Annotated in this window: 13 protein-coding genes and 1 riboswitch; of the genes, 11 read left to right on the forward strand and 2 right to left on the reverse strand. The window is 67.7% G+C overall.

Translation table 11 applies throughout. The features are described 5' to 3' along the window. Positions 1-47 precede the first annotated feature (47 nt). Positions 48-154, forward strand: a riboswitch (TPP riboswitch). The 3 genes from V9G04_01055 (at position 145) to V9G04_01065 (ending at position 4,906) form a co-directional block, all read left to right on the forward strand. Further along, the gene (locus V9G04_01055; GenBank protein MEI2711900.1) at positions 145-2,823 is read left to right on the forward strand and encodes a thiamine ABC transporter substrate-binding protein; all 2,679 of its coding nucleotides are present in this window, start codon (positions 145-147) and stop codon (positions 2,821-2,823) included. (Overlaps the previous riboswitch by 10 nt.) A gap of 2 nt (positions 2,824-2,825) precedes the next feature. Further along, positions 2,826-3,830, forward strand: a complete 1,005-nt coding sequence (locus tag V9G04_01060; GenBank protein MEI2711901.1) for an ABC transporter ATP-binding protein — start codon at positions 2,826-2,828, stop codon at positions 3,828-3,830. Between the two features lie 32 nt (positions 3,831-3,862). After that, a complete protein-coding gene (locus V9G04_01065) occupies positions 3,863-4,906 on the forward strand; it encodes a phosphatase PAP2 family protein (GenBank protein ID MEI2711902.1) in 1,044 nt (347 codons plus the stop codon). A 235-nt stretch (positions 4,907-5,141) separates the two neighbouring features. On the opposite strand, the gene V9G04_01070 is transcribed toward V9G04_01065, so the two are convergent. Beyond that, positions 5,142-5,390 (reverse strand): hypothetical protein, encoded by a 249-nt coding sequence (locus V9G04_01070; protein ID MEI2711903.1) that lies wholly within the window; start codon positions 5,388-5,390, stop codon positions 5,142-5,144. Here V9G04_01070 and V9G04_01075 point away from each other — a divergent pair. From V9G04_01075 to V9G04_01085, 3 genes are read left to right on the forward strand one after another with little or no spacing between them, the layout of a single operon-like run. After that, entirely contained in the window at positions 5,380-6,555 is a 1,176-nt protein-coding gene (locus V9G04_01075; GenBank protein MEI2711904.1) for a C40 family peptidase, read from the forward strand. The genes V9G04_01070 and V9G04_01075 overlap by 11 nt on opposite strands. 30 nt (positions 6,556-6,585) lie before the next feature. Next, positions 6,586-8,577 carry an acyl-CoA dehydrogenase gene (locus V9G04_01080; GenBank protein ID MEI2711905.1) on the forward strand — a complete coding sequence of 664 codons (1,992 nt, stop codon included), beginning with the start codon at positions 6,586-6,588 and terminating at the stop codon, positions 8,575-8,577. A gap of 58 nt (positions 8,578-8,635) precedes the next feature. Next, a complete protein-coding gene (locus V9G04_01085; GenBank protein MEI2711906.1) occupies positions 8,636-9,178 on the forward strand; it encodes a hypothetical protein in 543 nt (180 codons plus the stop codon). 3 nt (positions 9,179-9,181) lie between these two features. Here the strand turns inward: V9G04_01085 and V9G04_01090 are convergent, their stop codons facing one another. Continuing rightward, the gene (locus tag V9G04_01090; GenBank protein ID MEI2711907.1) at positions 9,182-9,727 is read right to left on the reverse strand and encodes an inorganic diphosphatase; all 546 of its coding nucleotides are present in this window, start codon (positions 9,725-9,727) and stop codon (positions 9,182-9,184) included. A gap of 103 nt (positions 9,728-9,830) precedes the next feature. Between V9G04_01090 and dacB the strand changes: the two genes are divergently transcribed. The 5 genes from dacB to hpt all read left to right on the forward strand — a co-directional run bounded on the left by dacB (position 9,831) and on the right by hpt (position 15,112). Next, positions 9,831-11,243, forward strand: a complete 1,413-nt coding sequence (gene dacB / locus V9G04_01095; GenBank protein ID MEI2711908.1) for a D-alanyl-D-alanine carboxypeptidase/D-alanyl-D-alanine-endopeptidase — start codon at positions 9,831-9,833, stop codon at positions 11,241-11,243. Between the two features lie 9 nt (positions 11,244-11,252). Next, positions 11,253-12,275, forward strand: coding sequence for a zinc-dependent metalloprotease (locus V9G04_01100; GenBank protein MEI2711909.1), 1,023 nt, complete (start codon positions 11,253-11,255; stop codon positions 12,273-12,275). Beyond that, a complete protein-coding gene (gene tilS / locus V9G04_01105) occupies positions 12,248-13,237 on the forward strand; it encodes a tRNA lysidine(34) synthetase TilS (protein MEI2711910.1) in 990 nt (329 codons plus the stop codon). The genes V9G04_01100 and tilS overlap by 28 nt, the downstream gene beginning before the upstream one ends. Before the next feature lie 221 nt (positions 13,238-13,458). Then, entirely contained in the window at positions 13,459-14,388 is a 930-nt protein-coding gene (locus V9G04_01110) for a hypothetical protein (GenBank protein ID MEI2711911.1), read from the forward strand. Between the two features lie 172 nt (positions 14,389-14,560). Next, positions 14,561-15,112, forward strand: a complete 552-nt coding sequence (gene hpt / locus V9G04_01115; protein MEI2711912.1) for a hypoxanthine phosphoribosyltransferase — start codon at positions 14,561-14,563, stop codon at positions 15,110-15,112. Positions 15,113-15,157: the final 45 nt, after the last annotated feature.

Raw genomic sequence — 15,157 nt, forward strand, 5'->3', positions numbered from 1 at the left:
CGGCCAGCCAACGCGGATCGGGCGGTGTGTAACCTCGACGTCAACCGAATACAAGACAGGGGAGCCCCACGCGGGCTGAGAGTGCGTACGAAACGCAGACCCTTAAGCACCTGCTCCGGTTAGCACCGGCGAAGGGAGTCCACAATGAAACGCCTCATCACGCTCGCGATCGCAGGATCGCTGCTGGCCGGTTGCAGCCTGATCGGCTCGGACAGCGAGCCACGCGAGAGTTCCGAGCAACCCGCGCCCGAAGCGGTCACACTGCTCACTCACGACTCGTGGGCGCTGCCGAAGAAGTTGGTCCGACAGTTCGAGAAACAAAGTGGCTTCGACCTGACCATCCGTTCGGCAGGGGATGTCGGCACGCTGACCAATCGCCTCGTGCTTTCCCAGGGCCACCCCGAGGGCGATGTGGCATTCGGCGTCGACAACACCTTCGCGAGCCGCGCCCTCGAAGAGGGGGTCTTCGCCGAGACCGACGTCGAGTTGCCTGACGGAGCCGACGCGTACGCCCTCGACGACTCGTCACTGACCCCGATCGACACCGGCAACGTCTGCCTCAACTACGACAAGCGCTGGTTCCAGACACACGACCAGGCACCGCCGAGTTCCCTGGCCGATCTGACCAAGCCCGCGTTCAGGGACCTCGCCGTGATCCCGGCCGCCACCACGAGCAGCCCCGGCCTGGCCTTCCTGCTGGCGACGATCGACGAGTACGGCGACGGCTGGCAAGACTATTGGCGCGACCTCATGGCCAACGGGACCAAGATCACCAGCGGCTGGTCGGATGCGTATTACGTCGACTTCACCGCCGGAGGCGAGAAGGGGACCCGGCCGATCGTGTTGTCGTACGACTCCAGTCCGGCGTTCACGCTGAGCGACGACAAGTCCCGCACCACGACCGCGATCGTCGAGGACAGTTGCGTACAGCAAGTGGAGTACGCCGGGGTGCTCGCCAACGCCGACAACCCCGAGGGGGCGAAGGCGGTCGTCGAGTGGCTGCTCAGCAAACCCGTGCAGGCGGCTTTGCCGGGAGGGATGTACGTCTTCCCGGTGCGTGACGGGGTCGAGCCTGCCGCCCGACTGGGAACGCTTCGCCAAGCGCCCGGCGACGACCCGCACGCTCGACCCGGCCGAGATCGCCAGCAACCGACAGCAGTGGCTCACCGAGTGGCAAGACATCACTTCCCAGTGACGTCACGCGTCGTACGGCTCCTGGCCCTGGCGGCGATCCCGCTGGCGGTGCTCGGAGTCTTCTTCCTGCTGCCGGTCGGCGGCATGGTGGGGCGCGGCTTCGTGATCGACGGCCGCTTCGATCCCGGCGCGGTGCTGGAGGTCCTCACCCGTCCGCGCACTCGACGCGTGCTGTGGTTCACCCTCTGGACCGCGTCGGTGGGCACGTTCTTGTCGCTGGCCTTCGGGCTGCCCGCGGCGTACGCCCTGCATCGCCTCGACCTGCCACTGCGAGGGGTCCTCCGGGCGCTGCTGCTGGTGCCCTTCACCCTGCCGACCGTCGTGGTCGGCGTGGCTTTTCGTCAGTTGCTCGCCGACAACGGGCCCCTTGGTTTCCTCCACCTCGACGGCACCCCGATCGCCATTCTGGCAGGGCTCACCTTCTTCAACGCCGCCGTGGTGATTCGCAGTGTCGGTGCGGCGTGGGAGGGGCTGGACCCACGACCTGGGGAGGCGGCGGCGGCGCTCGGCGCGAGCCCGCGGCGGGTGCTACGCGACGTCACGCTGCCCGCGCTGCGTCCGTCGATCATCAGTGCGGCCAGCGTGGTCTTCCTCTTCTGCGCGACCGCGTTCGGCGTCGTACTCACCCTCGGCGGCGTGCGGTACGCGACGCTGGAGACCGAGATCTATCTGCTGACCGCGAACCTGCTCGATCTGCAGGCCGCCGCCGCGATCTCGGTGCTGCAACTGCTCGTCATCACGGTCCTCCTGCTGATCGCCCAGCGCACACGGCGGGTTGCGGATCCGACCACCGCTCGTCGCGCGGTGTCGCCACGCAGCATCAGGGCGTACGACGTCCCGGCCGTCCTGGCCACCGTGCTGCTCTTGGCCTTCGTGGCCGCGCCGCTGCTCGCCCTCGTGGCCGGATCGCTGCACGGCGACGACGGTGGCTGGACGTTCGACCACTATCGGGCGCTGTCGAAGCAGGGAGACCTGTCCGTGCCCGTGCTGACGGCACTGGGTGTTTCCTTGCGTACGGCTGTCGACGCCACCTGGATGTCAGTCGGTCTCGGCCTGCTGATCGCGTTGCTGATCACCCGGCGCTCGCACAGCCCAGCCGAGAGACGGGTCCGCTCCACCCTCGACGCCCTGTTCATGCTGCCGCTCGGCGTCTCGGCCGTCACGCTGGGCTTCGGCTTCCTGATCACCCTTGACGAACCCCCTCTCGATCTTCGTGAGTCGCCGTTGTTGGTGCCGATCGCGCAGGCACTTGTCGCGCTGCCGTTGGTCGTACGCACGCTCGCGCCCGTGCTCGGCGGCATCGATGATCGGCAACGGCAGGCGGCGGCCTCCCTCGGCGCCTCTCCCATGCGCGCGATGGTCACCGTCGATCTGGCTGTGCTGGCCCGTCCACTGGTGGCCGCCGCCGGGTTTGCGTTCGCGGTGTCGCTGGGTGAGTTCGGCGCCACCTCCTTCCTGGCGCGGGAGACCTCACCCACCCTGCCGGTGGTGATCTATCGACTGCTCGGACACCCGGGCGCGGACAACTTCGAGATGGCCCTCGCGGCCTCGGTGATCCTCGCTGGCGTCACCGCTTTGGTGGTGCTGGTGCTCGAACGCCTACGGGTGCCGTCTGTGGGAGCCTTCTGACGATGCTCGACCTCGACCGCGTGACCGTGCGTTACGGCACAACGCTTGCTCTCGACGACGTCTCGGTGCAACTGCCCGACGACACCATCCTCGCGGTGCTCGGCCCCTCTGGCTGCGGCAAGTCGACCTTGCTGCGGGTGATCGCCGGCCTCGAACCCGCCGCGACCGGTCGGGTCCTCGAAGACGGGCGCGACATCACCAGACTGCCTACCCACAAACGCGGCTTCGCGCTGATGTTCCAAGACGGCCAACTCTTCCCTCAGCAGAGCGTGGCGCAGAACGTGTCGTACGCCCTGCGGTTGCGCCGCACTCCGCGCGAGGAGCTGCGGCGACGCGTGGGGGAGTTGCTCGATCTGGTCGGGCTGACCGGCTATGCGGATCGACTACCCGCGACGCTGTCGGGTGGGGAGCGCCAGCGGGTCGCCCTGGCGCGGGCGCTGGCCGTCGAGCCGAAGTTGTTGCTGCTTGACGAGCCCCTCTCGGCACTGGATGCCTCCTTGCGGTTGCGACTGGCTGCCGACCTGCGCGAGATCCTCAAGTCCGCCGGCACGAGTGCGTTGATGGTCACCCACGACCAGGAGGAGGCGTTCGCCGTCGCGGACCGGATCGCGGTGATGCGGGCCGGCCGGATCGTCCAAGAGGGCACGCCCCACGAGGTCTGGTCGAGCCCCGTCGACGCCGACACCGCGCTCTTCCTCGGCTACGCCCGGGTCCTGCGCGACGAGGCGGCCGAGAGGGTGACCGCTGCCGCGGGCGTGGCACCCGCGAGCGCGGTTGCCGTACGTCGCTCCGCGTTCCAGGTCGTGGCGCACGACGCGGATTTCGAGGGGGTCGTACGCACTTCGCAAGCCACGCCCGAGCAGTGGCGGCTCACGGTCGAGGTGTCGAAGTTGGGCACGATCGACGCTGTTGCGCGGCTCGGTGCGGCCGGGGATGCGGTTCCGGAGCCCGGCCAGCGAGTGCGATTGCGCGTGGACGTGGCGAGGATCGCGTCTCTTTCGATCTGACGCGGCTGGGTCGCGATCCCTAGACTCCCAGCATGTATCGCCGCGCCTATGCCTTGCTCATCGGCGTGGCGACCACCATGGGCGTCCTGGCGATCGTCACGTCGATCGCGCTGGATAAGAAACTCGCCGACCCCGAAGGCTTCCTCGGCCCGGCCTGGGTACGCCTGCCGATGCTGCTGCTTGGCGCGTTCCTGCTCGACATGCTTCCGCGAACGCTGTGGATGGCGAAGTTCAAACCGTCGGCGATGCTGCCGGTCGTACGAGAACGCCTGCGCGAGCACTGGACGCGCGAACGCATCACCTTGATGGTGATGGGCGTGGTGTGCTTCTACGTCACCTATGTGTCCTACCGCAATCTGAAGTCCTTTCTGCCGTTCGTGATCGAACGCAAGTACGACTACGAGCTGCACATGCTCGATCGCACCCTGATGCTCGGTCACGAGCCGGCGATCGTGCTGCACAACCTGCTCGGCGAGGGGATCGTCGCGCACCTGCTGTCGACGATCTATCTGTGGTTCCTGCCGCTGGTGCCGCTGGCCTTGACGGCGTGGCTGATCTGGTCGCGCAACATCACCTTCGGCTATTGGTTCGCGACGTCCCAGGTGCTTGCCTGGACGCTCGGCACGGCCTCCTACTACGCGCTGCCCACGCTCGGCCCGGGCTTCCAATACCCCCACCTCTACGAAGATCTCGCCAACACCGGCTCGGGCACCCTGATGGACTCGCTGTCGTACGGGCGCGCAAACGTGCTGTGGTGGGGTGTCGAGGGCGCCGTGCAATCGGTCGCGGGCTTCGCCAGCCTGCACACCGCGATCACCCTGCTCGTGGCGCTGATGGTGCAATACACGCTGAAATCGCGGATCCTGCACGTGATCTTCTGGGCCAACTTCGTGATCACCATCGTGGCGACGCTCTACTTCGGCTGGCACTACATCGCCGACGACATCGCCGGTGTCGTGATCGCACTCTTCTCGTTCTATCTGGGCGGCATCGCGTCGGGCCAGAAGTTCGACCGCGCCGGACTGGGCTCGCGCCCCACCTCGGACTCGTCGAAGGTCCCCGTCGACCCCGCCTGACCTGTCGCGTCTGCTCAGCGAAAGTGGCTCGACCTGTCGCGTCTGCTCAGCGCAACCCCCTCGACCTGTCGCGTCTGCTCAGCGCGGCAACGGAACTAGAACTACATGGATGTAGTTTGCAAGCCGACACGCCGCGATTTTGCAAAAAGTTTGAAACTGCTGTTCCGTTTGTGACGAAAGCGCACTAACGTGCCGCGAGTTGCCTCGTGGGATGGGGAAGTCCCGCGAGGCATCTTCACGACTGGAAGGGCCGCGAATGCTGGCGAAGAGACGCCGTACGACGACCGTGCTGGGGATGATCGGCACGCTGCTCGTCGGAACCGCCGGAACCGCCGTAACCGCCGCGTACGCCGCAGAGGAGCAGGACTCCGTCACCTCGGCGCAGGTCGAGCAGGCCGAGCGCGCCGCCGATGCCCAGCGGCGCACGGTGGAGGAGGTCCAGGCTCAACTTGCCGACTCGCGCCGCCGCCTCGATGACTCGCACGTCAGCGTCGCCGAAGCGGAGGAGTCCTTCCTGGCGGCTCGCTGGGAAGCTCAAGCAGGCCCGGGTCAAGGCGCGCGAGACGCAGGCGGTCGCGAAGGCAGCCGAACGAGCCGTACGACGCCAGCAAGCGACCTACTCCGAGACGCTGGTCGCGACCTACGAGATGGCGCCGCAACTCACCGCATTGGCGGCGATCACCGACTCCGACGGCATCGAGTCGGTCGTCGAACGCGCCACCACCCTGGACCACACCGAGGCAGCGCTGACGGAGCAGTACGCCGCGTACGATGCCGCCGCCACGGCAGCCAAGATCGCCACCAGCCAGGCGCTGCAAGCAAGATCCGAGGCGCAACGGTGGGCCGACGAGGCGACCCGGACCCGCGCCGCGGCGATGGATGCGCAAAGCGCGGCCGTGGCGGACGAATACGCGATCGCCACGGAGCGCGACCAGTTGCTGGGCGAACTGGCCGACCTGCAAGGCATCTCCGTACGCCTGGCGGCCAAGCGGCAGCGGCAACTGGAGAACCAACAGCAGACTCAGACACCCACGCCCACTCCCACGCCGACGCCGACGCCCACGCGCAAGCCGACCACCCAGGCCCCGACGCCGACCACCGCGAGCGTGAAACCGACTCCGACCACCGTCGCGCCCACGCCCACGCCGACCACAAAAACCCCGACCCCGACGCCGACAACCGCGACCCCAACGCCGACCCCGACGCCGACGGTCGAGGCCCCGACCCCGACCCCGACTCCCACCCCCACCATCCAGCCCACCGTCACACCGACGGTCCCGCCGCCCGCGAGCAGCGGCGCCCAGGCAGCGATCGCCTTCGCCCGCTCGCAGATCGGCAAGCCCTACCGCTGGGCTGCGGCAGGCCCGGGTTCGTACGACTGCAGCGGTCTGACGATGCGGGCGTGGGAGGCCGGCGGCATCGCGCTCCCGCACTCCTCACGCCTGCAGTACTCCACGAGCACCGCCATCACCGAGGCCGATCTGCAGCCAGGGGACCTGGTGTTCTGGGGGAGTTCGCCGGGCTCGATCTATCACGTCGGTCTCTACACCGGCGACGGCATGATGGTGCACGCCCCGCGTACGGGCGATGTGGTCAAGGAGGTCTCGATCCACTCGTGGACCTCGCCGAGCTTCTTCGCCAGGCCCTGACCCGCTCGCCAGGTCGGTAGTTTGAAACATATGAGCACCGACCGCGACGGAGAGACTCAGCCCGGCTACACCCAGCCCACGATCGACGTCGACGAGTTGCAACGGCTTCTCGACGGCCCGTACGCCGAGGTCCGCGACCTGGTCCGCAGCAACCTGGTCGCCCACGCGGGCGTACTTGAGGACGCCGAGACGATGACGCGACCGGAGTTCCGCGAGCGCGTCAAGGATCTCGTCGTCGAGATCGCCAAGACCGGCCAGACCGGGATGGGTTTCCCGACGGAGTACGGCGGGGGCGGCGACATCGGCGCCTCGATCGCCGCGTTCGAGACGTTGGCGTACGGCGACCTCTCCGTGCTGGTCAAGGTCGGGGTGCAGTTCGGGCTCTTCGGCGGGGCGATCCTGCAGTTGGGCACCAACTCGCACCACGACGCGTACCTCGCCAAACTCATCACCGGCGAGCTGATGGGCTGCTTCGCGATGACGGAGAGCGGCCACGGCTCCAACGTGCAGCGCCTCGGAACGGTGGCGACGTTCGACAAGGAGACCGGCGAGTTCGTCATCACGACTCCCAAGGACACCTCGCTCCAAGCGAGCGCGCGCAAGGACTACATCGGCAACGCCGCTTTGCATGCCGAACTCGCCGTCGTCTTCGCCCAACTCCACCTCGGTGAGGACGACGAGGAGGGTCAGGGAGTCCACGCGTTCGTGGTGCCGATCCGCGCGAACGGCGAGGTCGTCGAGGGCGTACGCCTCGAGGACTGCGGCGCCAAGATGGGTCTCAACGGAGTCGACAACGGGCGGATCTGGTTCGACGGCGTACGCATCCCGCGCACCAACCTGCTCAACCGCTTCGCCGACGTGACGCCCGAGGGCGCGTACGAGAGCCCGATCGAAAACCCGAACCGACGCTTCTTCACCATGCTCGGCACGCTCGTGCAGGGCCGTGTGAGTGTCGGTGGTGCGGGCATCAACGCAGCCAAGGTCGCGCTCACGATCGCTACGACGTACGCCACCCGCCGCCGCCAGTTCGAGGCGACCGACCCGCCCGCCGAGGACCTGTTGCTCGACTACGGCATGCACCAGCGACGGCTCTTCCCGCTGCTCGCGAAGACGTACGCACTGCACTTCGCCCAGGACGTGTTGCGTGAGCAACTCCATGACGTCTTCTCAGGTCACGCGGATGACGAGCACACCCGCCGTGAGCTCGAAGCCCGGGCGGCGGGCACCAAAGCGCTCGGCACCTGGCACGCGACCCGCACGATTCAGGAGTGTCGCGAGGCCTGCGGTGGCGCGGGCTATATGAGCGTCAATCGCTTCGCCGCTTTGAAGGCGGATACGGATGTCTTCACCACCTTCGAGGGTGACAACCACGTCTTGTTGCAGTTGGTCGCCAAGGGGCTGCTCACCGACTACGCCAGTGATTTCCAAGACCTCGACCAGTTCGGGATGGTGCGGTTCGTGGCCGCGATGGCGGTCGACACCATCATCGAGCGGACCCGGGTGCACTCGCTCGTCACCCGGATCAAGGATGTGCTGCCCGGCGGCGACGAGTGGGATCAGGAGGCCGGTCTGCTCGACCCCAACTACCACCTGGCGATGCTGAGGTTCCGCGAGGAACACATGCTCGCGGGCGTCGCGCGCCGCCTCAAGCGCGGCGTCGACGACAAGCAGAATCCCGGTGCGGTGTTCTCGCGCGTCCAAGACCACGTGATCGCGGCCGCGACGGCGCACATGGAGCGGCTCGTACTCGAAGCGTTCGTGGACAAGGCGCGCGAACTCGGCCAGGACGGCGATCTCAAGGTCGCCCTCGGACTGCTGTGCGATCTCTACGCGCTGTCCACCATCGAGGCGGACCGTGGCTGGTTCCAAGAGCACGGTCGGCTCAGTGCCGCGCGCTCGAAGGCGATCAGCCGCGAGATCAACGACCTGTGCGCCAAGATCCGGCCACTGGCGCTGGACTTCGTCGACGCCTTCGGGGTGCCGCGGGAGATGTTGCGCTCGCCCGACCTGATCGGTGACTGACCTGAGCAAAACTTGCAAAGCGGGCACGACCAGGTGCCCGCACACCTAATCTGCAGCCATGGCGCCCCACATGTCCGGTGACCCCGTCAGACGCCGCTCGGTTGTCCGCGCGGCCACCTGGGCAGTTCCGGGTGTGACTGCGGTGGCGATAGCGCCGGCGTACGCGGCATTCTCCGGGCAATGTCCCGCCGACGGTGAGCAGTCGCCTTGGGTCGAGGCGCGACTCACGCAAGACCCCGACTACTGTGACGACCCCCCTGCGCACACCACTTTCGCTGGCCCCTTCTCGTTCTTCCTTCAAGGCGATCTGAGCATGAGCCATGTGGCAGACGTGGTCGCGATCGAGCTAAGCCGGTTCGACACCTCCAACGGCAACTATGATCCCTTCACCGCACTCAATGGGTGGACCGCCAGTCAGGCCTCCACCACGACCCAGGGCTATGGGGACCTCAATACGACGGTGTCCTCGGCGCAGACGACTGAGAACGGCGTGACGTACGTTCCGATAGTCCGCATGACCTATCGGATCAGCGGCGGTGACGCGCCGGCCGGGGGATGCGTCTACACGACCGAGTTCGTTTTTGGGATGGGATGCGCGTGAGGCTCAGTGAGCTTCGCCGAGTGAGTCGTCGGCGGAGTTTTTCAGGTCGTCCTGGTGGCCCTCGGTCTTGAAGCGCTCGAATGAGGCGCGCACCTCGGCCTCGGCTTCCGTACGCCCGACCCAGTTGGCGCCCTCGACGGACTTGCCGGGCTCCAGGTCCTTGTAGACGGTGAAGAAGTGCTCGATCTCCAGCCGGTCGAACTTCGGCAGGTGGTTGATGTCGCGCATGTGCTCTTGGCGCGGGTCTGTCGCGGGCACGCACAGCACCTTGTCGTCGCCGCCGGCCTCGTCGGTCATCCGATACATGCCGATCGCACGGCAGCGGATCAGACAACCGGGGAAGGTCGGCTCGCCGGTCAGCAGCACCAGCGCGTCGAGCGGGTCGCCGTCCTGCCCGAGCGTGTCCTCGATGTAGCCGTAGTCCGCGGGGTACTGCGTCGCGGTGAACAGGGTGCGGTCGAGTCGGATGCGGCCCGTCTCGTGGTCGACCTCGTACTTGTTGCGGCTCCCCTTGGGGATCTCGACCAGGACATCGAACTCGAGCGACACGGTTTCTCCTCCGGCGTTGGCTACGTGGCACAGTGTCGCGCAATCGAGCGCCGCGCGCGAACCGAGCACGCGTCTAATTGCTCACGGTCGATCAGGAGGTCCGATGCGTCGCGTGCTCGCGCTGCTGCTCGTCCTTCTGGCTGTCGGCATCGGCGTGGAGGAGTACGCCCTGGGCTACGGCCGCGCGTACGTCCAGGATCGCTGGCTGGGGCCCGACCCCCTCAGCGAGCCTGCCGCGGTGCCTGCCCCCGAAGGGCTCTCCCTGTCGCCGGTCCCGACACCCAGCGTGGTGGCTGCGGCGGTGGACCTGACGGCGGTGCCCCAGAAGCGCCGGGTGCGGCGGGCGGTGACCCCACTGCTGGGTGATGAGGATCTCGGTGAGCGGGTGAGCGTCGCCGTCGAGGGGCTGGACGGGACCCCTCTGCTGCGCTCGGGCGTACGTGCTTTCATCCCGGCCTCGACCACCAAACTCGTCACTTCCGCCGCGGCGCTGCAGGTGCTCGGCGGCGACCACACGTTCACCACCCGGGTGGTGCTGCGTGGCAAGAGGCTGTTCCTGGTCGGTGGCGGCGACCCGTTCCTGGCCTCGCGCCCGCCCAAGCCCAGCGACGAGGCGTATCCCGCGCGGGCCGACCTGCGTACGCTCGCCCGTTCGGTCGCCGAGGCCCTCGCTGCACGCGGGGTCGGCGCGGTCCGGCTTTCGTACGACGACTCTCTGTTCTCGGGCCCGGCCGGGTCCGCGGGCTGGGAGCCCGACTACCTGACCGACGACATCGTCACGCCGATCAGCGCGCTCTGGGTGGATCAAGGACTTGAGGACGACGGGTGGCATCGGGCGGACGACCCGGCCGCCCAGGCGGGCGATGTCTTCGCGCGACACCTGCGCAAGTCCGGCATCGCCATTCGCGGGGACGTCTCGGCGCGCGCAGCGCCAGGCGAGGCGGAGGAGTTGGCGGTGGCCACCAGCGCACCGCTGGACGAGATCGTGGAGCGGGTGCTCGACGTCAGCAACAACGAGGGCGCCGAGGTGTTGTTGCACCACGTGGGGCTCGTGGTCGCCGGCGAGGGTTCGTTCGCCGCAGGCGTCGCGTCGGTGAAGTCGACCCTGAAAGAGATGGGCGTACGCACGTCCGGTCTTCGGTTGTGGGACGGCTCCGGGTTGGCTCGCAAGAACCGGATGCAGGCCGAGACTCTGTTGGACGTGTTGCGCCTGGGCATCAGCGATGACAGCCTCCGGCCCCTGATTACGGGCCTGCCGGTCGCGGGCTTTACCGGGTCCCTGACCGACCGGTTCGCCGAGGCGCCGCTGGGTGGCCGAGGCACCGTACGCGCCAAGACCGGCACCCTGACCGGCGTCTCGGCGTTGGCTGGCATCGCGACGGATGCGGACGGATCCTCGATGATCTTCGTCGCGGCAGCGGACCGGGTTGCCGTCGAGGACACCCTCGATGCGCGTGCGGCGCTCGATGATCTGGTGGGGGCGCTCGGCGCCTGCGCATGCGGACGCGCTGGCTAATCTCGCACCATGAGTGAGTTGATCGACTGGTCCACTGCGGTGGAGGTCGGCGCGCGGATCGCCGGGGACGGGCCCGAGGTCAGTGCCGCGGAGGCGACCGCGGTGGTCGCGCAGTTGCGCGAGGGCGCAGCGAGGTCGACCGGACTCGTACGCGACTTCACCGGCCTGGTGGCCCAGAACCACGACGCGCCGCTGCTCGTGGTCGACCGCCGCGGCTGGATCCAGGCCAACGCCGAGTCCTTCTCCGTCCTGATGGACCCGGTCGTGGAGAAGATGCTGGCCACCAAAAGTGCCCCCTCCGGGATCGGCGCCAAGATCGGCTCCAAGGTCACCGGCGCCGAGTTCGGCCTGATCATGGGCTTCTTGTCGGGCAAGGTGCTGGGTCAGTTCGATCCCTTCACCAGGGCCGGTCGGCTCCTGCTCGTCGCACCCAACATCGTGCACGTCGAAAGAGAACTCGATGTCGATCCGGACGACTTCAGGCTCTGGGTGTGTCTGCACGAAGAGACCCACCGGGTGCAGTTCACGGCCGTACCGTGGATGCGCGATCACCTGCATGACCTGATCGGCGAGGTCATCGGGGCGCTCGAACCTTCGGCCATGCTCGACGATCTGGTCAAGCGGGTCTCCGAGGGCGTACGCGAGGGCAAACCGATCAGCGACCTCTTCCGCACCCCCGAGCAGCAGGCCGTGATCGACAAGATCACCGGCGTGATGAGTCTGCTGGAGGGCCATGCCGACGTGGTCATGGACGGCGTCGGTCCGAGCGTGATCCCGTCGGTGGCCGAGATCCGCCGCAAGTTCACCGCCCGTCGCAGTGGCGTCGGCCTGCTGGACAAACTGTTGCGCCGAGTGCTCGGCCTCGACGCCAAGATGGCGCAATACCGCGACGGCGCGAAGTTCGTCCGCCGTGTCGTCGACAAGGCGGGGATGGCCGAGTTCAACGCCGTATTCGCCGGGCCGGAGAGCCTGCCGTCCAAGGAAGAAATCCACGATCCGGACGCGTGGATCTCTCGAGTCTTGTCCACCTGATGGGTCCGCATCCCTCGATCGCGGCGATCCGCGTCGGCGTACGCCGTGCTCTGGTCGCGCTCGGGCCCACACCACGGGTGGTCGTCGCGGTCTCCGGCGGTGCGGACTCGCTGGCGTTGTTGGCGGCGACGATCTTCGAGGGCCGTCGGCTGGGCGCGTACGTGATCGGCGCGACCGTGGACCACGGTCTGCAGCCCGCGTCGGGGTCCGTGGCCGTCCGGGTGGTCGACCAGATGGCGGCCCTCGGGGCCCACGAGACGGTGTCCTCGCGCGTGGTCGTGGATGCGGGCGGGCTGGGTATGGAAGCCGCTGCGCGTCAGGCACGCTTCGCGGTGCTCGAACAGATCGCGTCACATTTCTCCGCGTCGGCCGTGCTGCTCGGGCACACCAGGGACGACCAAGCCGAGACCGTACTTCTCGGCCTGGCCCGCGGTTCGGGCGCGCGCTCCCTGGCTGGGATGCGCCGGTCGTACGACATCTTTGTCCGACCGCTGCTCGACGTCAGCCGCACCGACACCGAGACCGCTTGCCTGCTGGAGGACATCGAGTGGTGGGACGACCCACACAACTCGGATCCCGGGTTCGCGCGGGTGCGCGTACGCCAGTCGGTGCTGCCTGCCATGGAGGATGCGCTCGGGCCGGGTGTGGCCGCGACCTTGGCGCGTACGGCCGACCAACTGCGTGACGACGTGACGCTGCTCGACGACCTGGCGGCCGAGGCTTATGCGGCACCTGAGGCGCTGAGCGTGGCGGCGCTCGCCTCCTTGGCGCCAGCCTTGCGGACTCGCGTGCTGCACCGCGCGATCGTCGACGCTGGCTCCCCGGCCGACGAGGTGACGTTCGAGCACGTACGCGCCGTCGAGGCCCTGGTGACCCAGTGGCGCGGCCAGAAGTGGATCGACCTCCCCGGCCCGGTGCGAGCCCAGCGGGTGGAGGGGCGGTTGGAGTTCGCTGGGGGGTAGGGCTGCTCGTGGGTGCTGTTGCGTGGCGTGGCCTGGGGCGTGCTTGTTCGGACGTACGTCCGACCCGGCCCGGTTTGAGCCGGCTCGGGGGTGCTTGTTCGGACGTACGTCCGACCCGGCCCGAGGACTTCCGCGCCCCATTCGGGCCAGAGAACACGGCCCGCTGATCAGCCCTGTGGATAACCAAATCACGAGCCGCAGCAAGTGGGCAGGGTGGTTGTATGCGCAGCTTCGACCCCGCTCGACCCTTCACCCGCAAACGCGGCTTCGCAGCCGGCATCACCAGGCGCGAGCTGGAAGGCCCGAGCTATCGCCGTCTTCTGTTCGGCATCTATGTCCTTGCCTCGGTCCCGGACACTCCCGCACTCCGGGCTGAAGCCGCCTTGCTCGTCGCCGGGCCTCGCGCTCGCACGAGCCACCTGACCGCAGCGCGGCTGCGCGGCGTACCCATTCCGACCCTGCCGGGCGAACACGTCACGGTCCCCGATCACGACGCGCGGGTGAAGCGCACAGGCATCCGCTGCCATGTCGGCGAGTGCGAAAGCCCAGCGCTGATCGAGGGTCTGGCGACTTCGAGGCCTGAGCAGTTGTTCCTGGAACTGGCTGAATCCCTGTCGTTGATTGATCTCGTCGTCGCCGGCGATCATCTCGTACGTGTCACAAGCCTGAGCGTCAACCGCCTGCGCAGCTTCCTGCGCAGCGCTGGTGGCGTTTCCGCCACGCATGCCCGAGCGGCAGCCGCCTTCGTACGCGAGCGAGTCGACTCGCCCATGGAATCCCGGCTGCGAATGCTTCTGGTCCTCGCGGGAATCCCCGAGCCCGAAATCAATCTGACCCTCCACGACGAGGACGGCGTGCCCAAGCGCCGCTATGACCTGAGCTGGCCGGGGATCAAGGTGATCGTGGAGTACGACGGGCGCCACCACGTCGAGCGCGTGGAGCAGTGGGAGGCTGATCTTGAAAGGCGTGAAGCTATCGACGACGACGGGTGGCGCATCCTGGTCGTGGTGGCGACGGGGATCTATCGCACTCCGAGCCAGACCCTGAAACGAGTCGAGCGGCTCCTTCGCGCTCGCGGCCTGCCGGGAATGCCCGTGTGCCTGCGCGATGACTGGCGCCAGCACTTCCCCGGCCAGGAGCGCGCCGCCTGAGTGGCTCCGGGGGTGCTTGTTCGGACGTACGTCCGACCCGGCGCGGTTTGAGCGGCTCTGGGGGTGCTTGTTCGGACGTACGTCCGACCCGGCCCGGTGCGAGCCGCCCCCACGCCACCCCCGCGAAACCCCAGCCGTCGCCAACGCTGCGCGCGCACCGTAGGCTCCGGCCATGGACTCCGCCCACGTGGAAAGCGACCTTCTGCACGTCCTCTTCACCGAGGCGCAGATCCAAGAGCGGCTGCGTGAGATGGCCGAGGAGATCCACGCCGACTACGAGGGGCAGGATCTGTTGCTGGTCGGCATCCTGCGCGGTGCCGTCATGGTGATGAGCGACCTGGCTCGCTCGCTGCCGCGGCACTGCGAGATGGACTGGATGGCGATCTCCTCCTACGGCTCGGGCACCAAGAGCAGTGGGGTCGTACGCCTCCTCAAGGACCTCGACACCGATATCACCAACCGTCATGTGCTGATCGTCGACGAGATCATCGACACCGGTCTCACGCTGAGTTGGCTCACCAACAACCTCGCGACGCGCAACCCCGCGAGCGTCGAGATCGCCACGTTGCTGCGCAAGCCGGAGGCGCTGACCATGCCCGTGGAGCCGAGATATGTCGGCTGGGACATCCCCAACGAATTCGTCGTCGGGTACGGCCTGGACTACAAGGAGCGCTACCGCAACCTGCGTGACATCGGCACTCTCGCCCCGCACGTCTATTCGTGACCTTGTAAATTCGCAAGGTCCGTTCCAAAGAAGTGGAAAGCAGCT

The organism is Nocardioides sp. (assembly GCA_037045645.1).
Lineage (GTDB): Bacteria > Actinomycetota > Actinomycetes > Propionibacteriales > Nocardioidaceae > Nocardioides.